Here is a 26,621-nt window from a genome sequence, read left to right as displayed (position 1 = left end):
ATAATGCGGGTTCCCAATCTTTCCATGTACGGTAACTCCACATACCGCCTTGGCGGTATTACCAGCAATTTGCAGGATGCCAACGAAGTGATAGCCACCCAGAAGCGCATCAACAGTCTCTCGGATGATCCTATAGGGTTCAGCCAGGTGCTTGGTCTTAAAAGTTCGATCGGAAATCTTGAGCAGATTGAGAAAAATGTGAGTATGGGTCTCTCATGGCTTTCAGGCGCTGAAAGTTCCCTTGACAGTGTGAACAACCTTATCCTGGATGCAAAAAGCCAGGTGAGCCGATTGGTCAACGCATCCATGAGTTCTGACGAAAGAAAGAATGCTATCGGAAGTATCAACAGTATGATTGAGCAGATCGTTACTTTTGGAAACACACGGATTAACGGGAACTATATTTTTGGCGGCACTGATACGGATACCCCACCTTTGGCATATCATGCTGACGAAGATCCTCCAACTGTTTCCTATGCCGGCAATCATATCCCCTTTTCAATAAAAACAGATAAAAATGTTACTGTTCCGGTTGGTCGGGATGGGAAAGAAACCTTCTGGGAAGATAAGATTAAAATTAATTCAACCAATAACACCATTATATTCAAGGAAGATAATGGTCATGGGTCAGCATCACAAATTATTATGGAAGCTACTATTGATGACGGAACCTACACAACAGCTCAAATTGAAACAGCTGTGAAAAATGCTTTAAATGATGTGTCGTCCAGAGACGGTTATAGTGTGACCTATGAAGTTGAGTATGACGAGGAGCAAAAGGCGTTTTCCATCAGGGAAGACGGCTCATATGATGGATTTGTCAGAACGGAATTTATGTGGGAAACAGGGGCGGATGCCTATATCAGCAAAATATCCGGCAGCGATTCAATTGATCCGGATGATATCAATGTCACGGTCGTGAATTCGGATGCCCTGACCTTCAGCACTCCTGAACCTCATGGGACGGAACCTTTCCGGCTGACCTGGCAGGGAGATGATACCTGGGAATTTGACAATAATCCCGGGTATACCATCATACCGGCAACCCTGTCAGGGACAAATGATTCTGTTGGTATCGACCTTAATGAGTCAGGTTTTGCAGATATCACCATTACCCTTGACAATCCGGTTACAGCAACGGGGCAGTTTATTGAATTTGATATTGTATCTGCCCGGGGGGATCACAGCATCGGCCATGAAATCGGGTTTAACAAGGATAATTCAATATATGCGCCTCCAACCTCTGATACCACTGCTGTTTTTGCAACCAATTTAATCATCTCTATCGGGATAAATGATACCATTGAATTTGAGGAAATAGATTCAGCTGGTGCTAAAACAGTTCCTCCTCTTTCCATAACCATACCCAATGACAATTATACAGATATGGACAGCCTTGCCGCTGTGATTGAGTCGGCAATAAAAATGGAAAGTCAAGCCAGTGGAAACAACATCAATTATGCGGTTTCCTATGATGCCCGGGAGGGTAAATTTACTATCCAGGAGGACGGCAGTTCCCAGAATGAATTTCAAATTTTATGGAGCAGTTCTTCTGCTGCCTCTGTTTTGGGATTTTACGGGGATGATAAGGTCGGTTTGTCTGAAAGTGATGAACCCGTCGTTAATATCACCATTAACTCGACAAATAATAAGATTGATTTTAGGGAGATCCTTAAGGTAAAAGACGGTAAGGCAGTTGATGAACTGACGGCCGACATTAAGCAGAAAACATATACCAGCCATTCAGAGCTTGCCCTTGAAGTGGAAAAAGCCCTGGAGGAAGAATCTTACCAAAACGGCAACCATATCGATTATTCCGTCTCCTGGGATTCTTACACTAAAAATTTTACCATCAAGGAGAACGGAACCGAGCTTGCCGGGTTTGACCTGCTGTGGCAGACCGGAGAAAATGCCCCTGTTTCAGCAGGGGGATCAGGCGGAAGCATAGGGGAAATTCTCGGGTTTGATATAGAAGATGATATTGCAGCTCCGATTGAAAGTGACCGTGAGGTGGAGTGGGGTATTTTTAATACGCTTATTGACCTTAACCAATATTTGGAAGATAATGACCTCTATGGCATTGAACGGACTTTAGGTCGGCTTGACGCGCATTTTGACAGCATGACGTCAAAGATTGTGGATGTTGGTAATAAATATAACCGTCTTGAAATCAGGGATAAAATAACAACAGAGAACAGCCTGACTCTGACACAGAGAAAATCCACTATTGAAGATGCGGATATCGTAGAAGCCATCATGAACCTGCAGGCAATTGAAACCGCTTACCAGGCATCCTTGAGTTCAACGGCAAAAATCATGAATTTGAGTCTTGTGGATTATTTATAAAAGGATAGATATCATATGCTTATCCTGAGCCGGCGGGCAGGGGAAAAAATCAAGATAGGAGACAATGTTGTTGTCAGTATTCTCGGGGTTGAAGGCGGTGTCGTGAAAATCGGCATCGATGCCCCAAGAGAGGTGACCATCCTTCGTATGGAGGTGTGGGAACAAATAAAAAATGAAAACATTGATGCTGCTGCAAAAGATATCACGGATATCACCGAAGCCGTGGATCTTTTCAAAAAAAAATTGCCTGGGAAGTAAAAAAAGGAGTGAAAAGATTGAAAATAAATACCAGAAGATTTGGTGAGATAGAAATTGATGCAGATAAAATTCTTTTTATGCCGGAAGGCTTGCCAGGATTTCCAGGGTTTGAGCGTTTTGTCCTTTTTGAAGATCCCCAATCAGCACCTTTTTGCTGGTTTCAGTCCATGGAAGAGCCTAATCTGGCCCTTGTCATGCTGAGTCCGTTTGTTTTTAAGCCTGATTACGAGATTGATCTTAAGGAATTTATCGTTTCAAGGGGATGGAAAGATATTCAGGTTGATGATCTGCTGGTTTATGTGGTGATTAATATCTTTAAAGGAGAGAGAGGCAAGAGAATAACTGCGAACTTAATGGGCCCGATCATTATAAATTCAATAAACAATCAGGCCATTCAGGTTGTGATATCTGATTCAACCTATTCCCATCAACACAATGTTATAGAATCTTCCTGAATAAAGGTCATTACAGATCAAACTGCTACAAAAAAATAGAGATAGTTAAACTTTTTGATTAAATATAAGACCGGTGAACTCTTCAATTTTTCCTTTGATTGCAAGTAGTTCTTCTGAAGGAATCTGTTTGATGAGTTCATCCGTGTCCCGGTTTTTGATTTCCACAATCACCTGGTGCCTGTGATCTTCTCTTATGGAAAATCCTAAACTTGTCTTGAGGTCATCCATGAATTCATTCAGTTCTTCTGCCAGTTGCTTTGTTTCTTCAACAGAAAAATCGTTTTCCTGTCTTTTTGTTTCCTGTCTTTTTGTTTCCGGGCTGTTAATTTTTTCTGCCGCATCAATCTTATTTGATTCGGATGCTGGCATTGCCTGCTCCACCGGTTTTATTTCCACCGGTGCGGGAGCAGTGTTTATATGACTTATATTCATCCTGATTCTCCTTATCAATTGGTAATACTGATAACCTTGGGCTTGTAATTAACCGCTGCCGAAGACCTATATGAACTGATTGCGCATTTGCCTTTTGATAACTGTTTCATGCTGTTTTCAAGTTTGTTTTTGATGGCATGTGTTTTTGTCTCAATGGCTTTGTTCTGCTCAAGGAGGCCAGTAATAAGGTCGTTAAAAAACAGAAACCGTGATTTTGTTTCAACTTCGGTTGTGATGTATAGCTGTTCAATCAATGTGTTAACATTCCTTATAAGCTGTGCAACCTCAGCATCCCGTTCTGCAGACTGTTGTTCAAGGTCAGGCAGGTCTTGGCTGTCAAAAGATGCAAGGTGTTTTGCCTGAAGATCATGCAGCCGGTTTAATGTCGCTTCAACCGATTTGAATTTTTTTTCCATAGTTATTAAATATCCTGTTTTATCTGTCAAACACAAACTGCATGAAAGCTCTTTTTTGGTCGATCTTCATTAAAAGCCGAAGAAAAAGCTTGTTTTTGGACTGTGTTTTTTGCAATTTCAGGGGGAGATACCTGTTGTTTTGCAATGACCTCGGTTTCCCATATGTCTTTGAGCCTTGATATATAGCCTTGGGCACGGTCAAGGGTTTTTAAATCATTGTTTAAGGTGACGTTTGGCAACTCCGTCAGAATAGCCTTGTAAATGCCCCTTAGAAATTGTGTTGATTCATCCGTCATTGTTGAATCAACAGAAGCATTAAGTTCGGAAATGATGGCAATGGCCTTTGAAAGGTTCTCACCTTTTTTTTGAACATTTTTCTCTTCGATCCCTTCTCTGCTTAAAGTCAGCCGACTTAAGGCTCCATTGAAAAGTAAAAGTATCAATTGTTCAGGATCCATGCCTTCATAATGATTGTTTAGATAGGTGTTTATCTGCTGGTAAGCTGCCATTCAAATCTCCTGAATTATGTTGTCTGTTATTTATTAGAATCGGCAATTCTATTTTTTTCTTGAGAACATTTCAGCTCAATTCCTTAAATATTATTTTTCATTTGCCTTACTGAATGCATCAATCATTGAGGTCAGGGCACCGGCTTGAGAATTCAGTTGGCTGATATAGGTATCAAGCCGTGCAAACTCTCTTGCCATGGTTTCATATTTTTTTGTCAGCCGCTGGGTTTCTGTTTCAATATCCTTGTCTATCCGTGTGATTTTTGCCTCTGCTTCATCAATTTCAGTTGTGGCGATTCCGGTTGAACTGACCATATCCGTCACGGCATTATTAATGATGTCTGCAAGTCCTGTGATTTCTTCATCCGTATTTCCCAGGAACAAGGATTTTATGGCGTCCGGATCAGCAGCCATGGCTTCATCAAGTGTGTCTTCATCAATGCTGATGGTGCCGGTGCTGCTGATTTCAAGTCCCAGATCCGTGAGGCTTGTGTAGTTGGTATCTAAATTAATAGTATTGGTTAAAAGGGACTTGAGCTGGTAAATGATCCGATTTGCACTGCTTGAGCCATCAAGGGGATTGTCAGTGTCTTCTTCTGTCTCATCTTTTGTTTTTGATGTATCTTCCGTCTCTGTCTCCGTGCCTTTGATATACGAAACAAGGTCATTAAACCCCTCGATCATAGACAATATGCCTTCTTTAACCGTGTCATGATTTACGTCAATATTAAGGGTGGATTCTCCCGTGTTTTTAAGGTCAAAGGTGACGCCGGTAATGACGTCATTGATTGAGGTGTTTGATTGCCGTGAGTATGAGATACCATTTACGGTAAATTCAGCATTCAGAGATTGCGCCCCGGCCCCGGTGACTTGTGTCAATCCAGCCAGATTGGCAAGACTTATCCTTGCATCCTCCCCTGTTTCATCGGAGGTTAAGGTGAGTTGGTATGGATTGGTTGAATCCCCATTGTCAATCATTGCTGCGGTTACACCGGTATTGTCTTTGGAACCATTGATCAGGTTTGTCATTTCTTCATAAGTTGTCCCAGGGGCCACACTCAGATACATGGTGGAGTCATCTTGTCCAATGGCCACGGTTGTGTCTGCCGCCACCCAGTCAAATCCTGCAACAGTTATCTCTGAATCTGCAGAGTTGCCTCCTGATGCAGGGGATAAACGGATATAATAGTCACCATTGTCACCACGGGTAAAAGACGCATTTACAAGCTGGTTCCCCTTCTCATCCTTGTTGCTGGAAGAATTGTTGACCTTATCCGCAATTTCATCAAGGGTCATTCCAGGGGTCAGGCTGATATCAATCTGTTCCCGTCCGGTATTCGACATATTGCCTGTCCCGCCAAACACCGCCTGGGTACCGGCATCCATGGTCACTTCAATATCACTGTGATCAGCAGACTTCAAGGTAAGAATGCCGTCATCATTCACGGAAGCGGTCACCCCGTGTTCTTCTGTTCTAAAATTAATTGCATTCACCAGGGCATTGTCGGAATCTTTGTCACTGATATTCACAATTCCAATGTTAACGCCATTAATGGCAAATGTGTCATCTGTAGTGCCTGCGGCAATACTGTTGTCCGTACTTATTCCTTCATAAGTGCCGTAATACATGGTAAGCGCTTCATTTTGGCTGATCACTGCTGTTGTATCATGGTCTGCAATTCCGGATGCAGGTTCGGTAAACATGGTATCCGTCTTGCTGCCAACTGCGGCTGACTCCCATGAGTTCCTTTTGGCTTTCTGGGTCACGTCAACGCTGTAGGAAGATTCATCATAGCCATCCCCCACCGTTGCGGAAATAACATCCTCATCCGTAACGGAAATACTATTGTCCAGAAAATTAGATGCAAGGGATAAATTCAGTGCATCAGATTTAATAGAAAAAAGTTTGGCATTTATCGTATTGTAGGCATCTACCTGATTCTGAAACTGTGTTTTTTTATTTTTTTTGGCAGTGATCCTGGTTTCATCAACTCCCTTAAGCTGGTCAAGGATATCCTGAAGATCAAGGCCTGATCCTATTCCCAAAGATGTAATTGATCCTGTTGCCATGGTGTATCTCCATATAAATTTAAATGTGGTTTCTATCTGATTATTACTATTATCGGATAATCGCATAAAAAACATAATTTTTTTTAAGTTATTTTTTGAACCGTCGATAATATATCTCAAGCATTAGAAATGAATTTTCAAAAAAGGAGGTGGTGAATAAATAATTTTGGATATTTAGGAATATAAAAAAGAAAGGGAAAGGAATCCCTTATTAATACTCTCAAGGAGGAATAAAATATGGCATTACGAATTAATACAAACGTTGCATCATTAAACGCTCATAAAAACATGATTAAAACAGACAACGGTCTTTCATCTGCCCTTGAAAAATTGTCGTCCGGTCTTAGAATCAACAAAGCTGCTGATGATGCTTCAGGCATGGCTATTGCAGATTCACTCCGGTCTCAGGCCCTGGGTCTTGGTCAGGCTATCCGGAATGGTAATGACGGTATCTCCATCGTTCAAACCGCTGATGCTGCGTTGGAAGAGTCCATCAATATTGTTAACACTATCAAACAAAAATCCATCCAGGCTGCTCAGGACGGGCAGACTTCAGAATCCCGTAATGCAATCCAGGCTGATATCACAAAACTCAGGGATGAGCTGGATACCATTGCCAAAACAACCTCATTTAACGGCCAGAAGCTTCTTTCCGGTAATTTTACCGACAAGAAATTCCAGATGGGGGCATATGCCGGTGAAACCGTGGATATTTCAATACAGTCCGCAGAAGCCAATAAGATCGGTCATATCACTACTTCGGAGTTGAGCCTGGCCGGTCCCGGCGCAGTTAACCTTAGTATTACCAGTAATCTGACCAGTGAGACCTATTCGCTGCAATCCATTGATCTGGCTTATAACAACAGTGCAGAAAACGGTGTGGGAAAAGTTGCAGATGCCATCAACAAGTTAAGTGATGAGCTTGGTATCAGTGCCACTGCATCTGTTCAAAGTACGACAGATTCCAATATCGCTGCCGGTACAACTGGCGCCGGCTTTGCCATCAACGGTGTCAAAATCGGTGCTTTGGAAGTTCAAGAAAATGATGCTGATGGTGCATTGGTTGCTGCAATCAATAACAAATCCAGTGAGCATGGCATAACCGCTTCTGTTGATGAAGCAGGTCTGCTTACCCTGAACTCTTCAGACAATAGAGCCCTTGAAGTGACCATGGACAGTGCAACAAAGGCGGTAATGGGCGGAACAGACAAAATGTCAACTTTTGGTACGGTTGAAGTACGCCAGGCAGGAAGCGGCCATATTCAGATTTCAGACGTTAATGCCAGTACTGGTGCTGCCGTGTCAACAAGTGAAGGAAGTATAATGGTATCCGGTGCTACTGCGACTACTAAGGAATCAGTTGCAGCAGCAGGTTCTGTTTTTACTGCTGGTACAAAGCTTGGATCCGGTACGACTATTCAGGGATCAATGACAACTTCCGGATCTTCAGTAACAACTTCAGGCGGTGTCATTGGAGCAGGTTCTACTCTTTCAACAGGCTCAATTCTTGGTAGTGGAACTGTTATTGCCGGAAGTATGACGGTATCAGGCAACACAGTAACTGGTGCAGCGGACAGTGTTTTAGCTGCCGGATCAACATTGACAGACGCTACTGTTCTGGCTGGTGTGAATATCTTTGCCGGCGATGTGTCAGCCTCTGTTTCAGGTGCTGCTAATGTAGTTCGCGTTAGTGGTGCATTCACCGTTGTTTCCGGTGCGGCAGAACTTACAGGGGACATAACATTAACCGGAGATGCAACTCTTGGAGTCGGTTCACAAATTGGTACTGATTCTATTTTAAAAGAAGGATCTCAGGTGTTCGGAGCTCTTAAACTTACAGCAAATTCTCAGGTTGATAGCGACATGACACTGGACGGTGCTTCCAGCACCGTGGCAACAGATTCAATTCTGAAAACAGGGTCAAGAATTGACGGTGCATTACTTAATCTTGGGGGTGGTACCGTCAGTCAAGATATGACTTTGGAAACCACCACGACACTGGGTAATGACTCTACTCTCGCAGATGGATCATCTATAGGCGGGGCTACGCATGTTTTGTCAAAGGATGCTGAAGTTAGCTCAGCCATGTTACTGGGAAGTGGTTCTATTATTAATTCCGGTTCAACCATCGCAGCCGGTACTCTTTTAAGCACTGATATTACCGGGGATGACGGCACTGTATATAAAGCTGATACTGTATTAGCAAATGATATCATTACTGCGGCGGGTGCTAGTACTACACTGACCGGCGGGGCCATGACTCTTGCTGACGGCTCTGTCCTGAAAGCCGGTTCAACTTTAGCTATAAATGATGCTGCAAATGCTTCTACAGCCCCCTCATCTCTTGGTGAGGCAGAGGTATATCGCCTTTCCGATGTAGATGTAACCACCCAGGAGGGTGCTCAGATCGGTATTGCCGTTGCAGACGCGGCTTTGAAATCCCTGGATAAGGTAAGGTCGGATCTGGGTTCGGTACAGAACCAGTTGACCTCCACCATTGCCAATATTTCAACCACCAAGGTAAATGTTTCTTCGGCAGAATCAACCATCCGTGACGTTGACTTTGCAGAAGAATCAGCCAATTTTACAAAAATGCAGATCCTGAGCCAGGCCGGCACATTCGCCATGTCCCAGGCCAATGCCAGTGCCCAGGGTGTATTGAGTCTGCTCCAGTAGTTTTATATGATAAAAAACAACTGGTAATTATTATAAATGGGGCGGCAGCCGGAAAGGTTGCCGTCCTATTTTTTTTCTTGACTTGATAAAATAAAAATAACGATAATCATTTTTTCCGGTCAGTTATCGGTTTTATCTGTTTTGGGGAACACCCATAAAAAAAGGAGAAGATATTTGAGAATTCTATTGGTTGTCTATGATAACGATTCTTATATCCACTGGTTTCCCCAGGGGCTGGCGTATATTGCAGCGGTACTCAAACAAGAAGGCTATGAAGTTGAAATATATAATCAGGATGTCCATCATTATCCGAATGAACATCTTACATCTTATCTGGACCGGAATAAATTTGATATCATTGGTGTCAGTATTATTGCCGGATACTATCAATATAAAAAATTATTGGAAATTTCCCGGGCCATTGAAAAATCAAATCAAAGGCCGGAACATTTTATTCTTGGCGGACATGGACCGTCTCCAGAACCTGAATATTTTCTTGGAAAGACAAATGCGGATATCGTTGTTATGGGTGAAGGGGAAAATACGGTACTGGAGCTTTTTGACACCCTTGCAAACCACGGTTCACTCAAAGACGTTAAAGGTATTGCGTATCGAAATGGTACACAGGTAGTGGTCAATCCGAGAAGAGATTTGATAAAGGATATTGATGCTATTCCGTGGCCGGCCTATGATCTTTTTCCAATTGAATATTACAGGCTTTTGAGAATGCCCCATTGTTCCAGCAGTGATTTTGTCATGCCGTTGCTTTCCGGAAGGGGATGTACATTCAAGTGTAATTTTTGTTACAGGATGGATAAGGGATTCCGCCCTAGAAGTGCTGAGGCGATTATTGAAGAGATTCAATATTTACAACAAGACTTTGCCATATCTTATATCGCTTTTTCCGATGAACTTCTTATGTCATCCAAGCAGCGCACCGTTGAAATCTGCGAAGCTTTTTTAAGGGCAGGCTTGAAAATAAAATGGGATTGTAACGGCCGACTAAATTATGCAACGTCTGATATACTGTCAATTATGAAAAAGGCGGGCTGTGTGTTCATCAATTATGGAATAGAAGCCTATGACAATGAGGTGTTGAAAAAGATGAACAAAGCCCTTGTCATCAAACAGATCGACCGGGGTATTGATGCTACATTGTCTGCCGGAATCAGCCCGGGATTGAATATGCTTTTCGGCCATATCGGCGACAATAAGCAAACATTAAGTGCAGCAGTAAAATTTTTAATCAAACATGATGACGGAGCCCAGATGAGAACCATTCGGCCTGTTACTCCATATCCCGGTTCTCCTTTATATTATTATGCAATTGAAAAGGGTATGATAAAAGGAGTTGATGATTTTTATGAAAACAAGCATCTGAATGCAGACCTTTTTGCTGTTAATTTTACTAAATTGTCTGAAGAAGAACTTTATTCGGAATTGGCATATGCCAATATCATGCTTGTTGAAAACTATTTTGAAAATAAAAAAAAGCGGATGGTTTCACAAATAAAGGATTTATATTATAGCCGGGACACTTCCTTCAGGGGCTTTCGGCAATCATAAGATTTTATAATCTGTTCGGATTGAATGTTTCTTGACAATTAAATTTATTTTAATAAATATGGTTTCTTATGAATAATAATCTAAATATGGAATGTCCCATCTGTAAATCTGCAAATCTTGATCAGATGCATGACAGAGTCTGGTCTGCCCGGGATACAAAAGTATTTCGCTGTAATCATTGTTTTACAGGATTTTTATATCCCATAATGAAAGAAGCGGAAGAGAAAAAGTTTTATGCCGACTACAATGAACATACAAAAAAACGCGGTGTGACCCTGACAACAGATCCTCTGGAACTTCATAAAAAAAGTATGAAGGATGCATCAAAACGTTGGGAACAGTTGGATAACTTTTTTATGCAGGATGGAAGAATTCTTGAAATAGGGAGCTCCACAGGAGCCTTCCTTGAACAATGTTCCCAAAAATGTGAGTGTGTCTGTGTTGAACCTGACTCCATAAACAGAGCATTTGCTTCACGGTTCAGTGTGGGGCAATATGAATATTTAGAAAATATTCCTGATGGAGAAAAGTTTGATGTTATCTGTTTGTTTCATGTGTTTGAACATATAAGAGATCCGTTTGATTTTTTAAGCAAATGCAGCCGGTTATTAAATGAAGATGGCAGCATCATTATAGAAGTACCGCATATTGAAGATCCTTTGTTATCTGTTTATGATTTGGACTCTTATAAAGATTTTTATTTCCAGCCCATGCACCATTATATTTATTCTGAAAATGGATTAAGGTATGTGTTTGAATCAGAGGGATTTTATGAAACACACATTGTGTTTCATCAGCGATATGGCCTTGATAATCACCTGGCATGGCTGAAAAAAGGAAAACCGGGTGGCGATGTAAAATTCAAAGAATTATTTGGAAATTCCAATGAATACTGCCGGGCATTGGAAAAAGCAAAAAAAACAGATACGATAATCTATATTGCAAAAAAGAATGGTAAGAATTATGAAGGACAATAAAAAAATTCTGGCCATAATTCCTGCACGGGGGGGCTCCAAAGGTGTTTTAAAGAAAAATATTAAACTGCTTGCCGGCAAGCCTCTTATTGCCTGGACAATTGAAACGGCACTGTCTGTGACCTGTCTTGACAGGGTTATTCTTTCCACGGATGACAGGCAAATTTCTGAAATTGGCAAACAATACGGGGCGGAGGTCCCTTTTTTAAGGCCTGAAAAGATTGCTGCAGATGATACCCTGGATATGCCGGTATATGAACATGCTTTAGCCTGGTTAAATGATAATGAAAATTTTTGTCCTGATATAATCGTGTGGCTCAGACCTACCGCACCATTAAGAATTGCTCAAGATATTAACAATGCGCTGGATATTTTAATCAAAAAAGAACCGGACTGGGTCCGTTCTGTGTGTGAGGTTGAACATCATCCTTACTGGATGTATAAACTCAATGAAGGCAGTATGGAACCTTTTATCGAAGGAATACAAATCAAAAATTATATGAGGCGGCAGTTGCTCCCTCCTGCATACAGGCTTAACGGAGCTGTTGAGGTTGCCTGGAGATCCACTATTCTTGAAAAAAAACTTTTATATTCCGGTGAGATTGAAGCGTATATAATGCCTTCTGACCGAAGTATTGATATTGACAGTGAAATGGATTTCAGATTGGCACAAACCTATATGAAATTGAAAAAAAATGAATGATTTTGTCAGAATTAAAGATTTTAAAATAGGAATAAATCATCCATGCTTAATAATTGCAGAAGCAGGCGTTAATCATAACGGGGACATCAATATTGCCCACAAGTTGATTGAAGCAGCTAAACTTGCCGGTGCGGATGCGGTTAAGTTCCAGAGCTTTAAAGCCGAGTCGCTTGTAACCAAGTATAGTAAAAAGGCCGATTATCAGCTTAAAACAACCAATGGTGACAATTCTCAATTTTCCATGCTTAAAAAGCTTGAGTTGTCAAAACAGGATCAGGCTCAATTAAAAAAACATTGTGATGATGAAAATATATTGTATCTTTGTACGCCATACGAACAAAACAGTGCTGATTTGCTTGAGAATATTGGCGTGGATGCATATAAAATTGCATCCACAGACACCTCAAATGTGCCTTTCCTTCGCTATCTGGCCAAAAAAGAGATCCCGGTGATTTTATCCACGGGAATGTCAAATCTTGGAGATATAGAGGAATCTGTAAATGAACTTAAATTCCATGGGCTTAATGGAAAAATTATTATTTTGCAATGTACTTCCGAATATCCTGCCCCTTTAGAAGATATTAATCTTCGTGCAATGAAAACTATGCAATTAGCATTTGGCTGTCCCGTGGGGTTTTCAGATCATACATCAGGAATTGGTGCAAGTCCCTGGGCAGTTGCTGCAGGCGCTTGTGTTGTTGAAAAGCATTTTACACTTGATAGAAACATGAAAGGCCCGGATCATAAGGCGTCTGTCGAAACAAAAGAAATGGCTCAGTTGGTAAGGGTGATTCGAAATGTGGAACTTGCCCTTGGTGATGGTATGAAAAGAATAATGCCAAGTGAGCGTAAAAATAAATCGAAAATGCAGAAAAGTCTGGTTGCAAATCGTGAAATATCAGCCGGCCGGATGATTAGACCGGAGGATTTGACCTGCAAACGACCGGGTACAGGTTTGCCGCCCAATTGGTTTGACAGGGTAATCGGAACACAGGCAGCAAAGACGATCAATAAAGATGATGTGCTGAATCTTGACTCAATATCCTGGAAGACAGAATAGTGCGCAATAAAATTCAATATTGCCGAATTGATACAACCTGGACAGATCAGCTGACCTCCTTTTTTGAAAGGATTCATACCAACAGCCAGGATAAATATTTTCATCCCCATCCATTTGATCAAAAAAAAGCACAAGAACTTTGCTGTTATACAGGCTTTGATCTTTATTATGTTCAAACAATTGAAACAAAAATTTGTGGTTACGGAATGCTCAGGGGATGGGACCAAGGATACAAGATTCCCAGTCTGGGGATTATTATTCATTCGGATTACAGGGGAAGGGGATTGGGGAAAAAGTTTATGAAGTTCCTCCATGAACAAGCCGGGAAAAAAGGTGCAAAAAAAATAAGACTCAAAGTATATCCTGAAAATTTAAGTGCGGTTAATTTATATAAAAAATTAGAATATTCTTTTTTAGGAAAAGAAGAAGGACAGTTATTGGCTTTTGTGGAATTGTAGAAAATTATGATTTATATATCTTCAGCATGTTCTAAACAAAGACTAATCTGTCCGGCTGTAAAGGAATTGGTAGAGCAGGGATTTAGAAATATTGAATTGACCGGCGGGACAAAATATTATGACGGCTATGAATCTGATCTTCTTGAACTTAAAAAAAAATATGATCTTAATTTTTTAGTCCATAATTATTTTCCGCCGCCCAAAGATCCTTTTATTTTGAATTTAGCTTCACTTGATACAGATATTTATGAAAAGAGTTTAAATCATCTGAGAAAAGCGCTCAGGCTGACCCGGTTGCTTGAAGGAAAACGGTTTGGATTTCATGCCGGTTTTTTTGTGGACAGGCCTGTTGATGAAATCGGTAGAAAATTTGGCAAATCTGATTTATATGATAAGCAAAAAGCATTGAAAAAATTTATAGCTGGTTTTCATCTTCTAAAGGATGAATTTAAGGACATAGATCTGTACATTGAAAATAATTGTTACTCTGAGTCAAATTATATGGTTTATGGGAATAATATTCCTTTTATGCTTTTAACATTCCAGGATTTTAATGAATTGAAAAAAAGAATAGATTTTACCTTGCTTCTGGATGTCGGTCATTTGATGGTGAGTGCAAAGACATTTTGCTTTGATTTTAAAAGAGAATTTCAAGATATGTTTGAAATTTCCGATTATATTCATATCAGTGATAATAACCAAAGACATGATCAGAATATCGGGCTGACGGATGAAAGCAAATTGTTTAATGTCTTAAATAAGTATCAATGGGAAAATAAAATAATTACTCTGGAAATTTATGAAGGATTTAAGGCTTTAAACAATACCTACGAAATTGTATCCTCACTTAAAAGGAGAAATTGATGAAAACAGCTTTGATAACCGGTATAACAGGTCAGGATGGCTCATATCTGGCTGATTTGCTTCTTGAAAAAGGTTACACGGTATACGGACTTAGAAGGCGTACCAGTACGAATAATCTTGAGAATATTAATCATTTGCAGTTTGATCCTCATGCGGATAAAAAAAACTTTAATCTGTTGTATGGAGATCTTTCCGATTCAAGTAATATTAACAGGCTGATTGATAAAATAAAACCTGATGAGATATATAATCTTGCGGCCCAATCACATGTGCGCGTCTCCTTTGATGTCCCTGAATATACAGCTGATATTGATGCATTGGGGCCTTTGAGGATACTTGAAGCCATCAGGGAGTCCAATATTTCCACCCGTTTTTATCAGGCTTCGACCAGTGAACTTTACGGAGATGTTCTGGAAACACCCCAAAATGAAAACACTCCTTTTAATCCAAGGTCTCCTTATGCCATTGCAAAACATTATGCGTTTCAAATGGTTAAAAGTTATCGTGAGGCGTACAATTTGTTTGCCTGCAATGGAATTTTGTTTAATCATGAATCTCCCAAACGAGGGACAACTTTTGTTACCCGGAAAATTACCTATTCGGTTGCAAGAATTTTTAAGAAAAAGCTTGATCGGTTATATTTGGGTAATTTGGATGCAAAAAGAGACTGGGGGTATGCACCCGAGTATGTGGAAGCCATGTGGAGGATGCTTCAGCAGGATGAACCGAAAGACATTGTTATCGGCACGGGAGAGACCCATTCTGTAAGACAATTTGTGGAATATGCATTTGCTTATGTTGATATTGATATTGTTTGGGAGAACAAGGGCGTTGATGAGGTTGGTGTTGATAAAAAAAACGGAAAAGTTTTAGTGAGTATTGATCCGTATTTTTACCGGCCTGCTGAGGTAGATATGCTTTTAAGTGATCCGTCCTTTGCAAAAAAAAGACTCAATTGGTCTTCGAATGTTGGGTTTAAACAATTGGTTGAAATTATGATGGAATCTGACTTGGAAAAGAGTTGATTATGCAAGGTCATTTTACTTATCTAAAAGAACGGATTGAAGATATCAGTGCCCGGGAAGACACATCAATACGTAAGGTGTTAAAACAAATTGATAAAGGCGCTCTTGGCATTGCCCTGCTTGTGGAACCGGATACGGGTATTTTTAAAGGTATTCTAACGGATGGAGATGTGAGAAGAGCATTAATCCTGGGATTGGAACTTGATTCTGCCGTATCAAATATTGTGCGCCCCAAATCCATAACTGCTTCGATTGATACATCGTCTGAACAGCTTTCCAAACTGTTTGGAGAAGCTGTACGCATTATTCCTTTGCTTGATAAACACAATAAGGTGGTTGATCTGGCTCTCTTTGATACCAGAATTTATCTGCCGGTATCAGAACCGAATTTAGGTGAAAAAGAATTAAAATATGTCAGTGATTGTATCCTGACAGGGTGGGTATCTTCTGCAGGAAAATATGTCACCCGGTTTGAACAGATGTTTGCTAAATTTTGCGGAACAAAATTCGGCATATCTTCAAGCAGTGGGACAACAGCTTTGCACCTTTCTTTGCTTGCACTTGGAATCGGAGCGGGTGACGAGGTTATCGTGCCATCATTTACATTTATTTCAACAGCCAATGCAGTGGCTTTTACAGGGGCAAACCCTGTTTTTGTTGATAGTGAAATGGAAACATGGAATATTGATCCCCAAAAAATTGAACAAGCCATTACAAGCAGAACAAAAGCCATCATACCCGTTCATATTTACGGGCATCCAGCGCAAATGTCTTCTATCCTTGAAATTGCCGGCAAGTATAATCTTGCAGTTGTTGAGGATGCGGCAGAAGCCCATGGTGCCCTGTATAAAGGCAACAAAACAGGGTCATTAGGGGATATGGGGATTTTCAGTTTTTATGGTAATAAAATAATAACTACCGGTGAGGGCGGGATGGTGGTGACAGATAATAAAGAACTGGCCGATAAAATTCGAATTTTTAGGGATCATGGCATGGATACTGAAAAAAGATACCGCCATTCGGTTCTTGGTTATAATTATCGCATGACTAATATTCAGGCGGCCTTAGGAGTTGGGCAAATGGAACGTATTGATCAGATTATAGAACAAAAATGCACCAATGCCTTCCTTTATAGTAAGGAACTCAAAAATATACCTGGAATAACTCTTCCACCAAATGAGAAATGGGCTAAAAATATTTATTGGCTTTATTCAATATTAATTGATGAAAAAAAATTCGGGATGTCTTCAGTTGAATTAGGGAAAAGATTAAAAATAAAATCAATAGAAACGCGTCCATTATTCCCTCCGGTTCATCAACAGCCTATTTATGATACAAAACAGAATTTGCCTGTTTGTGAAAAATTATCAAACTCCGGTCTGAGCCTGCCTTCTTCAACAAATATCAAGAAAGATGAAATTAATAGAATTGCTTGGGAGATAAAAAAAATTAAAAATCAAACAACTAATGAAATGTTTTGATATGGCACATCATTTTTGACAAAAGGATAGAGAAAGATTATAAAACCGTGGTTTTTCAGATCTGGAAATACTGGATGGATATCGGAAATAAAATAAATTTTGAAACAGCTGGAGGTGAATGCGGTGAGATATTCAGGGGTTATTTTTACGAAAGATCTAAATTATTATTTAAGGAGTCTGTTTGATTTTTAATAAATATAATCCATATAACTGGCTGAAAAAATTAAATACAACGATTATGTCTTCACAATGTAGACTGGGCAAAGCATCAGTTGATCTGGAATATGGATGCTGTGCTGCCGGCAAGATAATTAACAATATCATTGAGAAAGATGCAAGCATCTGGTGGGTTGGAAATGGGGGAAGTGCGGCAATCTGTTCCCACCTGTCCCAGGATCTGCTGAACAAACTTGGGGCAAAATCTTTTTATACTGGTGATGCAGCTTTGATGACATGTATATCAAATGATTTTGGTTATAAAAATGTTTATCTCCATCCCCTTGAGAAGCTTGTGAAGCCAGATGATCTTTTAATTGCCATTTCAAGTTCAGGTAATTCGGAGAATATTTACTTGTGTGCTGATATGGCATTGGAAAAAGGTTTGGGTCTTATTACCCTGAGCGGTTTTACGGATGACAACAAACTTTGGAATATGGAAAGCAATCTATCTTTTTTTGTACCGGCATATCTTTTTGGTATCGTAGAATTAAGCCATGAGGCAATTCTTCACGGAATCATAGAATCCCTGTGGCTTGAAAAAAAGATTTAATGTTTAATAATAAGAGAATACTTGCTAATTATCCCTTTCAATGGCAGTTCAAAATGAAGGCTAACTTTATTGATTTTGGGGCCAACGTGAATGGAATTGTAGAGCCGTTTGTTCACGAATTGAGCTAAGCTCTTTGTTTGTAATTCCCATCATTTTACAAATCACTTCTCTTTTTTTATGTGTTGTAAAATTAATTTTATCCCATGATTTCCATCTGATTTTTTCAAGATCAAAAGAAGTAAATTCATTTGTAGAAAATGTACCTGTGGACCGTTTGCTTATGCTTTCCAACGATTGATCTGCTTTTAGAAAGCCTTTTTCTATGCATGATTTTTCAAATGCTGTTCCTGCCTGAGGAGTGGCAATTGAAAAAGTTACATAATCAAAATGGGAAGATGCTGCAAGTTTAAGTGTCTTATCAATTTGTTCTTTGGTTTCTTCTGGAAGACCAATTATGAAAAAACCTATAATCTCAAAATCTAACCTCTTTGCTATGGATAGAACATCCATGGCTTTGGATAGATTGATGGGCTTATGAATAAGATGTTTTAATACGGTTTGGCTGCCAGATTCTATTGCTAGATTTAATCTATAGCATCCGGATGTTTTCAGTTTTTGTAAAAGCCGCTCATTAAGTGAATAAATACTCATTCCGCCAGAAGCAATCCATTTGAAGCAAATCTTTCTTTTAACTATCCCGTCGCAAATTGCAATGGTTCGTTTGGGGTTCATTGTCATGTTTTCATCAAGAAAGTGTATTTCTTCAATGCCAAATTCACATGTTAGCCTTTCAAGATCATCTAAAACAGTTTCTACTGGTCTGATTTGATATTTTCGACCGCCTCTGAGATATGAAACATTGCAAAAACAACATCGAGCTGTGCAGCCTCTGGATGTAAGATAATGGGTGTATTTGTGACTGTGTTCTGCATATCTTACATTGCCTTTTCCAGGAAATTGAAAATATTGTTTAAAGTTAAACTCATCATATGCCGGGAATGGAAGCTCCTTAAAAATATGTGAACAGGCAATAGGAGTCGTTTTTGTACTATTCTTCCCCATGACACCTATTATATCGAGAGGGACAGTGCCCTTTTCAATTGTGTTAATTAGGTTTCGGATGGCTTCATCATATTCTCCTCGAATGATATAATCAGCTGTTGATTTTTTGAGGGCCTTTTTAGGATACGAAGTGGCAAATTGTCCGCAATAAATTGTTTTGATAGCAGGATTGTATTGCTTTGCATGGAAAAATGTATCAGCCGTTTCCTGAATACTTTCTTTAATTAAAAAAGTGAGGCTTTGAGGTGCAGAAATTACAAACCCGGGATTGAAGTCTTTTAAGAGTTTTTTGAATTTTTTTGTCCAGTCTTCATTTTTTCCTATAAGGTTTAAGTCAAAACTTGTTACCTTGTGATTTGACAAAGCAAGTAAAGATGCAGTTAAAGCTGTTTCAATTGGAAAAAGGACTTTTGGAAGCACGCTTCGTTTGCTACTTATTTCCTCTCGTTGAATAATAAAAATTATTTTTGCCATGGAAGTATTCCTTTCGAAGACATGTCCCAGTGAATTTTGGCTCTTTTTTTTCCGCCAAAACAGAACCATTCAAACCAAAAGTGAAAAATATTTTGGATGCTTTTTAAAATAGTTTTATAGTTGACACCCGATTTCGCGTGTCCATGTAATTCTCTACTATGATAGTGTAATTGAATTTGTCTGATGGAAAGTTTTAATAACCGTGCTTTTATTAAACATTCTGCAGGAATAAAAGAGCTATAGCTTTTGATAGTAATACCCTGTAGTAAGAAATCTCGAGGATAGAACTGCACGAACTGGAAGTCAAGAATCGGAGAATGATCAAAAAATAAAGGGAAAAATAATGTTTTGATAAGGTAGTAATTCACCCTTGATTTAAACCAAGATATTTTTGATTTGGTTTTCAAGTTATCATGTTTAAATGCAACTACTATATCAGTCTCTTTATCTAACAGCATTGGAATGATTTTTCCTATATCATAGATATTAAAATGAGAGTCTATATCATTCCAAAATACAATATTTTTCATGGCCTGTTGTATAGCAGTTTTGACGGCATATCCAATACCCATATTGCGTTTATGATGAAAAACTTTAAGTTCTGAGTGCCGTTTTGAAAGGTCGTTTGCTATTATTCCAGTTTTATCTGTGCTTCCGTCGTTGATAAGAATGATTTCAAAATCGTTGGAGTATTTTTTTAATCCCTCTATCCATATTTCAATTTGTTTTTTTAGTAATTTTTCTTCATTATATGCAAATGTAAGCAAGGAAAAAGATAGAGATTTGTTCTTGTCTTTTATCATCATGTATCTTTCTATTATGATTATAGGCTTGATAATTTATTAATCAGGCAATAAAATAAACAACCAGACCGGAACCCTATAAATGGGCTTCAAATTTTGAATTTTGGCCTCATGTCTTTTTTTTAACCTTATGATTTTTTTTCAAACACACCGATAAGATATCCCACATTAATATAAGGTATACGAGCTACAGTGAGCGCTCTAAATCCAGCACCTTCCATATGTTCGATAAACTCATCCTCTTTCCAGCGGTGTTCGTTCCTGCGGTCTGATTTTTTCGTGAATATTATATAAGGGATATACCACACAATTAACCATCTGATATCCCAAATGGTTTTCATCCACCCACGATTTTTTTTATATTTTTTCAACCATTCAAATGGCGTATCAGAATCAGGGGTTGTCGTAATAAGGGCTATACCTCCTGGCTTTAATACTCTGGAAAATTCTTTTAGAGTATCATCCGGCTTTTGAATTTTCATAATACAATGCTGACTTGTGATCAGATCAAAAGAATCGTTTTCAAGAGGAAGTTTTTTCCCTAAATTCATGAGTTTAAATTCGATATTTTTATATGGACCTTTTTTTTTGTTTAAGCAAATTGCCTGGTTTAAAATAGATGCACCAAAATCAACAGCCAACACCTCGAAGCCTAATTCAGCAAGTGGAAAAGTAGAGCTCCCTGAACCGCACCCTGCATCCAATGCTTTCGCTCCTTGGGGCAGCTTTAATGAAATCAAGGTCTTTTTATATGCATTGTGAACATTGGATACAAATTGACTTTTTTTAGCAGCATTATAAAAAAAACCGCAATATTTCCACCAAAACTCTTCCGACATTCTCTAAACCTCCTGAATTCAGGTTTTAAGTTTATATTTAATTATAATGGATAGTTCTTTTCAATTAAGGAGAATCAAAATGTAGAACCCAATGGTTTGGAACCTAAGCGATTCGCCATATGGAGAAAATTTTATTCAATGGGCTTGTTAAGCGCATGGAAATAGTTATAGTTCCACGATCGATATTCAAGATCCACACAATCTTTACAGTGTATCATTTCATTGCGTTTGCCCTCTAAGTGCATTCTTCTCCATTCATTCAAAATATCTGACTGCCATAATTGGGAAATATTTTGTTCCATGATATTTCCAACACAAAGTTTGTTATATATGTCATTGACACACGCTCTTAAATTTCCAACCGGATCTATAAGAACACGTTCCCATAAGAAGGGACACGGTACTGTAGCCGGCATATAGGTCTCCTGAGCGCCTCTGTCAATCAATCCGCTAAAACTTAGTAAACTACGGGTGAGAACTACATCGACAAGATTTTTCCAAAATTTCTTTATTTTTTCCAGAGAGTCCATATTGTCTTTTTGTTTAATGATGCTGACCATAATTCGAGTCTTAAATTTACCTTGATCCCGTAATCGAACTAAATTTTGAATATTGGATAGAGTCTGTTCAAAAGAAAGTCCTGGACGAATTTTTTCATAAATCTCTGATGTAGCTGCATCAACACTAATTTCTATACTCCGAATTCCGGCTTTCAACAGGCAAATGGATTTGTCCGGTGTCAACAAACTTCCATTTGTGGTTAATGCTACATTTTTTTTGAAATTTAATAGGTATTCTATCATTTCAATTCCATGAGGATGCATCAGTATTTCTCCGGCTGAAGAAAGACGCACTAAGCTATGGGGGTATTGAGTACATTCATGAACAATTTTTTTGTAAACTTCCCAGCTCATTAGCTGGTCCGCGCCTTTGAGACTGGCTGTGAAATTAGTTTTTGCGTTAGGACAGTGTATGCATCTAGCATTACAGCAAAAAGAAATACCGCAGACAACCATTTCTGGAAATTGTATTGCATCCTTAAATCGGAAACCAAATTTTTTAGGGATATGTTGTCGTTTTTGGGAAGAATTTGTCATTATTTTATATCCTAATTTAGTGAAGTGTTTGCTGAAACGATAGTTATCATTTTTATTATAATTTAAAGGAATTCGGAATTTTTTAAAATGATATCAATGCTTTGCTTTCCATAGTTGAATAACAGGTCAATTACTGACAAATATTTTATGAAAGGTTGTTGGCATTGGGAGTAAGAAGGATGATGGTAGTTTTGGAAACTGACAGAAATTCCATTTTGCTTAAAGCGATGCAAATCAAGAAAATTCTTTGCTTTTTTTCCATCAAACAAATTGGTTATACCAGTGGCTTTACAAAGCTGAATCAGTCGCTCATTCTTATCCTTTGTTTTTATCCCAAGACTTGAGGATAAAATTGTATCGCGTTGGAGACCTAAATACGTTGCCAATGCAATGGTAGATTGAACATTTAATTCAACGAGATATTTAAATTTATTTTCTAAAACACTCTTTAATATCTGAAATATCTCTTTAAAATAAGTGGCAGTATGGTAATTTTGCCTCATGCAATTCAGGTGTTTTGCAATCCAGTTTGTTGAATAATCAATTGGAGTATCGGATAGTGCCTGTTTGCTGTGGATAACTTTGACCGGTACTGTTAGCCATGTCCATCCTTTATCTGAAGGGTCGTACGTTCTAAGCTTATTCCTGTTTCTCCAATCCTGTTTGGTATATTGAACATCATCAAGAAAAATAAATATATTGGAAACATAAAATTGTTCGAAAAATCCAAGCCAAGGTAAGTAGCTTGGTTGTAAAATACAGCCCTGCATCAATTCCCACCTCTGGTTTGTGTTATTTTAAGTGTTGGGAAACGTAACGAATTATACCATGAAGGATTGTCATGATACCAAGCGATAGTCTTTTTTAATCCAGAGTAAATATCAATCATAGGCTGCCAATCAAGCAGTTTGTTCGCTTTGTCGATAGAGGCAATATGAGACATGATCTGACCGCATCTATCACGCCCATATTTAATGTGTTTTTCAGCATCTTTATCCAAAATTTCGCAGATTGATTCTGCCATTTCAAGGATAGATACTTCACGTCGGCTACCAATGTTTATTGCTTCCCCGAATAAATCATTGGATTTGTAATGAATCGTACGATCAATTGCCCTGCAAAGGTCTTCTACATAAAGCCAGTCTCTGGTCTGAGTGCCTTTATTTTCAACATGAATAACTTTATCATTCAATAGGTTGGTTATGAATTTTGGGATCACTTTTTCTATATGTTGGTGGCTTCCAAATTGATTAAATGGTCGAAGTATTATAAGTGGTATATCAAAGCTATAGAAATAACTGAAAGCAATTCTATCTTGTCCGGTTTTTGAACCAGCATATGGACTTGCTGGATTAAGAGGGTGAGTCTCATCCATAGGTTTTATTTCTGCCGTTCCATAGACTTCAGAACTTGAAATTAAAATGAATTTTTCAACGGGGAATTTTACGATTTCTTCACATAGTACCATTGTTCCGAAGACATTTGTATTTACAAAATCATCAGCTTGGGCAAGGGAGTTGGAGACATGTGATTCAGAAGCAAGATGAACAACAATATCACAATTCCTGATTGCACTAGATAGTTTTTCTCGATCAGAAACGCAGGCATTAATAAATGTGTACTGACTGTTGTTATTAAAAAAAAGTGGATCAAGATTTCGGATATTGCCTGCATAAGTAAGCTTGTCATAGACAGCTATCTTATAAGATGGATATTTTTTTTGTAAATAGTTAACCAAATTGCTTCCTATGAAGCCTGCTCCACCAGTTACCAATATGCGCTTAGTCATAATTGTTATCTTTCTATTTAGTTTGGTTTCATATGAAAAAATTTTAGAACAGAATTATTTCAAATTCTGTCCAATATATGCATGTCATTTTTTTGTTTGTCATTTCGAGGGTTGGTATTGTTTTGATTCATAATTGTTTGTAGTAAAGCAATATATATTTTTAAATTATACCAATTGGAATTTTCCCCCATGTTCGCTATATGATCTAAATTGATCCATGGCATTGGTTCTGCTCCTCCTTTATGATTTTTCCGGTCTATGATTATCTCCCGCAACCTCAATAAAGAAGTCTCCATGATGTCAATGGTGGGGTCTTTATATTCACTCTTATCTTCAATTAGGTCTGTCAGTAATTGATAGAAATGTAGTTGTTCAACTTCTGTCGTGATGCCTGTAAGTCCCAGCCAGATACAAAAAAAACTAAAGTCAAAACCGTCACGAATTGGTAAAATATTCAAAGATTCATTTTCGAAATGAATGATGCTTTCATCTTGATCCATAAGCCTGTAAAGAATATTGGGGGCAAGTCGTAATAAAGAATTTGTGGGTAATATTTTTTTTGTGATATCTACCCAAGAGTTTAAATATTCTTCTGCTGTTTTGTTTTGTTTTTGGTGTAAAAAAAATATACTCAGAAAAAGACGTGTGATTGTAAGATTTATGATGGTTTTGGAGAGTTTTTCCTCTATCGTTCGTAATTCACTGCAACAATAGTAATGTCCAAGTTTATAGGAAATTAGTAATTCATCAATGTCCATGTGCCATATAGGAGATAATGCGCTCACTTCAATACCCGAAATTCGGAGTTCATCGTGAAATAAATCAAGGGATTGTGATTTATAGACATGCAACCGATATCGGGCGGTTTGATCCTGAATATGCAACATTTGATATTTTTTTTTACTTGTTGCGCATAGTTGATAGTATATCAAATGCTCTCTACGATATGCAGGGGCGTATGATTGTCCGGTAAGAATGCTTAATGTAAGCGGGTTTAATGGGCCATAGCGAGTATTCCAACAGTTAAAATCATAAATCCAACAGGGCTTTTTTTCTTTAATGGCAGTAAGTAGTTGGGTCTGAAGTGTGTCTTGCATAGGGGCTGCAATTGTATTGTAGTGGAAGAATGTATAAGTGCAAAGAGGCGCTCGTTTTGTCATATAATAAATTTGAGGGACGATGCCCCAAGCAAGAAAAGGTCCTTCGTATGTTTTACAATGGGACTCTACTTGTGAAATACGTAAATCCCAATAATATTGATATACCGTTATGGCCTGTCCCATATGCTTTGATAAAGGTTTGTTTTTATAATATTGAGGGAAGTTTAAAATCGAGCGTCTGGCCCCAACAATTAAAAGAAATGATAGGCACACAATGCCAATACTATTTTGTGCTTCAATTTGAGATTGAAAGCCCATCACTGTTAAAATGGAAGCTGGTGGAATTAATACATAAAAATGGTACAGTTCAAACCGAAACTGGGTAGCTATGTTGATGAGGGTCGCTATCAGCCAGGCCACTAAAAGCCAGCTGATATTGTCTTTGGGGGAATAAGACCATGCTCCCCATACTGCAGCAAGGAATATGATTGCCAAGGGGCTATGTTTGAGGGCTATTTCATATCTATCTTTCAATAAACGATATTGATTTGATATACTGATTGTTTTGAGCCAACCGCTTTTGGTCAGATACCATGAGTAATTGTTAATAGCACCTTTAAAACTATATTTTTTGATTAACAGCAGATAAAAAAATAAGGCTGGTAAGCAGCCCAATAAAATGTATTGAAAGACATAAATGGAAAAATTTTGTTGGCTCCAATATAAACATCCGATAATGAACGGTTCTAAAATGAAATTTATTTTTGTGAAAACAGCCGCTCCAAATAGTAGAAAAGCCCATAAGATTAATAATGATTGGGGTTGATCATTGATAGGATACGTGGATGCCTTAAACAATAAAATCATACTAATTGATGAGATTACCATATAGAATTGTTCGCCGTTCAAATAGGTAGGCAGCATTTGAGGGCGTGATGCTGAAAAAAGGAAGGTTGTTGCAGCAAATAATGCCAGCCAATTGGGCATCTGTAGTATTTGGGCGCTGATATAGAAAACAAGCTCCCCGGTTATCATCACCATAGCCCACATTAAAATTTTCACCAATGTATTTGTACATCGGTTATTGGAAAGTTGAACAATCATTTTTACAATAAAAAACATATAAGCCCGGCTAAGTCCAATAGCTCCTGTGATAAATTGCCGAGCATTTTCTTTTTTGTAAAAAAGACTCCATATCCCGTATGATCCAAAATGCGGATCTGGCGGCCAGTTTCTATAGGGAATGAAAAAATAAAAAGCCAAAAATACTATCAAAATAATTGGTATATAAAAAGACATTTAGATGCTTTCCATTAGAGGTTTCGTTTTTCCACTAATATGGTTAATTATCTTCTTGCAGTTATTTTTCTCTGGTATCCTAATAGTTGGTTTTGG

General features: G+C 38.5%; 24 protein-coding genes. 13 read left to right on the top strand and 11 right to left on the bottom strand.

The annotated features are described in order from the left end of the window. Positions 1-3: 3 nt before the first annotated feature. Genes flgL through fliW form a run of 3 tightly spaced genes read left to right on the top strand, consistent with a single transcriptional unit; the run spans position 4 to position 3,059 of the window. Positions 4-2,346 (top strand): flagellar hook-associated protein FlgL, encoded by a 2,343-nt coding sequence (gene flgL / locus TOL2_RS23840; protein ID WP_014958896.1) that lies wholly within the window; start codon positions 4-6, stop codon positions 2,344-2,346. A gap of 15 nt (positions 2,347-2,361) precedes the next feature. Beyond that, entirely contained in the window at positions 2,362-2,604 is a 243-nt protein-coding gene (csrA, locus tag TOL2_RS18940) for a carbon storage regulator CsrA (protein WP_014958895.1), read from the top strand. Between the two features lie 17 nt (positions 2,605-2,621). Beyond that, positions 2,622-3,059, top strand: coding sequence for a flagellar assembly protein FliW (gene fliW / locus TOL2_RS18935; RefSeq protein ID WP_014958894.1), 438 nt, complete (start codon positions 2,622-2,624; stop codon positions 3,057-3,059). A gap of 45 nt (positions 3,060-3,104) precedes the next feature. Here fliW and TOL2_RS18930 read toward each other — a convergent pair whose 3' ends face one another. The 4 genes from TOL2_RS18930 to fliD all read right to left on the bottom strand — a co-directional run bounded on the left by TOL2_RS18930 (position 3,105) and on the right by fliD (position 6,486). Continuing rightward, positions 3,105-3,491: a flagellar protein FlaG gene (locus tag TOL2_RS18930; protein WP_041279622.1), complete on the bottom strand. Its 387-nt coding sequence runs from the start codon at positions 3,489-3,491 to the stop codon at positions 3,105-3,107. Positions 3,492-3,505: 14 nt separating this feature from the next. Continuing rightward, a complete protein-coding gene (locus TOL2_RS18925; protein WP_014958892.1) occupies positions 3,506-3,907 on the bottom strand; it encodes a hypothetical protein in 402 nt (133 codons plus the stop codon). 26 nt (positions 3,908-3,933) lie between these two features. Further along, complete coding sequence (gene fliS, locus TOL2_RS18920) at positions 3,934-4,416, bottom strand: flagellar export chaperone FliS (protein ID WP_014958891.1); 483 nt, start codon at positions 4,414-4,416, stop codon at positions 3,934-3,936. A 90-nt stretch (positions 4,417-4,506) separates the two neighbouring features. Then, positions 4,507-6,486 (bottom strand): flagellar filament capping protein FliD, encoded by a 1,980-nt coding sequence (gene fliD, locus TOL2_RS18915; RefSeq protein WP_148278153.1) that lies wholly within the window; start codon positions 6,484-6,486, stop codon positions 4,507-4,509. 237 nt (positions 6,487-6,723) lie between these two features. Between fliD and TOL2_RS18910 the strand changes: the two genes are divergently transcribed. The 10 genes from TOL2_RS18910 (at position 6,724) to TOL2_RS18860 (ending at position 18,062) form a co-directional block, all read left to right on the top strand. Further along, complete coding sequence (locus TOL2_RS18910; RefSeq protein WP_014958889.1) at positions 6,724-9,162, top strand: flagellin N-terminal helical domain-containing protein; 2,439 nt, start codon at positions 6,724-6,726, stop codon at positions 9,160-9,162. A 174-nt stretch (positions 9,163-9,336) separates the two neighbouring features. Continuing rightward, positions 9,337-10,728: a B12-binding domain-containing radical SAM protein gene (locus TOL2_RS18905; RefSeq protein WP_014958888.1), complete on the top strand. Its 1,392-nt coding sequence runs from the start codon at positions 9,337-9,339 to the stop codon at positions 10,726-10,728. Between the two features lie 68 nt (positions 10,729-10,796). Next, on the top strand, positions 10,797-11,705 hold the full coding sequence (locus TOL2_RS18900) for a class I SAM-dependent methyltransferase (protein WP_014958887.1): 909 nt from the start codon (positions 10,797-10,799) through the stop codon (positions 11,703-11,705). Beyond that, on the top strand, positions 11,692-12,405 hold the full coding sequence (locus TOL2_RS18895) for an acylneuraminate cytidylyltransferase family protein (RefSeq protein WP_014958886.1): 714 nt from the start codon (positions 11,692-11,694) through the stop codon (positions 12,403-12,405). The genes TOL2_RS18900 and TOL2_RS18895 overlap by 14 nt, the downstream gene beginning before the upstream one ends. After that, the gene (gene neuB / locus TOL2_RS18890; RefSeq protein WP_014958885.1) at positions 12,398-13,465 is read left to right on the top strand and encodes an N-acetylneuraminate synthase; all 1,068 of its coding nucleotides are present in this window, start codon (positions 12,398-12,400) and stop codon (positions 13,463-13,465) included. Before TOL2_RS18895 ends, neuB begins: the two co-directional genes overlap by 8 nt. Then, positions 13,465-13,923: a GNAT family N-acetyltransferase gene (locus tag TOL2_RS18885; RefSeq protein ID WP_014958884.1), complete on the top strand. Its 459-nt coding sequence runs from the start codon at positions 13,465-13,467 to the stop codon at positions 13,921-13,923. The genes neuB and TOL2_RS18885 overlap by 1 nt, the downstream gene beginning before the upstream one ends. 6 nt (positions 13,924-13,929) lie before the next feature. Beyond that, a complete protein-coding gene (locus tag TOL2_RS18880; RefSeq protein ID WP_014958883.1) occupies positions 13,930-14,787 on the top strand; it encodes a TIM barrel protein in 858 nt (285 codons plus the stop codon). Beyond that, the gene (gene gmd, locus TOL2_RS18875; RefSeq protein ID WP_014958882.1) at positions 14,787-15,812 is read left to right on the top strand and encodes a GDP-mannose 4,6-dehydratase; all 1,026 of its coding nucleotides are present in this window, start codon (positions 14,787-14,789) and stop codon (positions 15,810-15,812) included. The genes TOL2_RS18880 and gmd overlap by 1 nt, the downstream gene beginning before the upstream one ends. Positions 15,813-15,814: 2 nt before the next feature. Beyond that, positions 15,815-17,293 (top strand): aminotransferase class I/II-fold pyridoxal phosphate-dependent enzyme, encoded by a 1,479-nt coding sequence (locus tag TOL2_RS18870; RefSeq protein ID WP_014958881.1) that lies wholly within the window; start codon positions 15,815-15,817, stop codon positions 17,291-17,293. 181 nt (positions 17,294-17,474) lie between these two features. Beyond that, positions 17,475-18,062, top strand: coding sequence for an SIS domain-containing protein (locus TOL2_RS18860; RefSeq protein ID WP_014958880.1), 588 nt, complete (start codon positions 17,475-17,477; stop codon positions 18,060-18,062). Between the two features lie 66 nt (positions 18,063-18,128). Here the strand turns inward: TOL2_RS18860 and TOL2_RS18855 are convergent, their stop codons facing one another. From TOL2_RS18855 to TOL2_RS18825, 7 genes are all read right to left on the bottom strand, one after another. Then, positions 18,129-19,598 carry a B12-binding domain-containing radical SAM protein gene (locus tag TOL2_RS18855; protein ID WP_014958879.1) on the bottom strand — a complete coding sequence of 490 codons (1,470 nt, stop codon included), beginning with the start codon at positions 19,596-19,598 and terminating at the stop codon, positions 18,129-18,131. Continuing rightward, on the bottom strand, positions 19,586-20,404 hold the full coding sequence (locus TOL2_RS18850) for a glycosyltransferase family 2 protein (RefSeq protein WP_083863778.1): 819 nt from the start codon (positions 20,402-20,404) through the stop codon (positions 19,586-19,588). The genes TOL2_RS18855 and TOL2_RS18850 overlap by 13 nt, the downstream gene beginning before the upstream one ends. A gap of 125 nt (positions 20,405-20,529) precedes the next feature. After that, positions 20,530-21,240, bottom strand: coding sequence for a class I SAM-dependent methyltransferase (locus tag TOL2_RS18845; protein WP_014958877.1), 711 nt, complete (start codon positions 21,238-21,240; stop codon positions 20,530-20,532). 131 nt (positions 21,241-21,371) lie between these two features. Next, entirely contained in the window at positions 21,372-22,337 is a 966-nt protein-coding gene (locus TOL2_RS18840; protein ID WP_014958876.1) for a radical SAM/SPASM domain-containing protein, read from the bottom strand. A 62-nt stretch (positions 22,338-22,399) separates the two neighbouring features. After that, entirely contained in the window at positions 22,400-23,107 is a 708-nt protein-coding gene (locus TOL2_RS18835) for a WbqC family protein (protein ID WP_014958875.1), read from the bottom strand. Beyond that, positions 23,107-24,126, bottom strand: coding sequence for a dTDP-glucose 4,6-dehydratase (locus tag TOL2_RS18830; RefSeq protein WP_014958874.1), 1,020 nt, complete (start codon positions 24,124-24,126; stop codon positions 23,107-23,109). The genes TOL2_RS18835 and TOL2_RS18830 overlap by 1 nt, the downstream gene beginning before the upstream one ends. A gap of 59 nt (positions 24,127-24,185) precedes the next feature. Beyond that, positions 24,186-26,525, bottom strand: coding sequence for a hypothetical protein (locus TOL2_RS18825; RefSeq protein ID WP_014958873.1), 2,340 nt, complete (start codon positions 26,523-26,525; stop codon positions 24,186-24,188). Positions 26,526-26,621 lie beyond the last annotated feature (96 nt).

Origin of the sequence: Desulfobacula toluolica Tol2 (assembly GCF_000307105.1) — a bacterium.
Classification (GTDB): domain Bacteria; phylum Desulfobacterota; class Desulfobacteria; order Desulfobacterales; family Desulfobacteraceae; genus Desulfobacula; species Desulfobacula toluolica.
The sequence above is the reverse complement of the archived record's forward strand: the minus strand, read 5'-3'. Positions and strand labels throughout refer to the sequence as shown.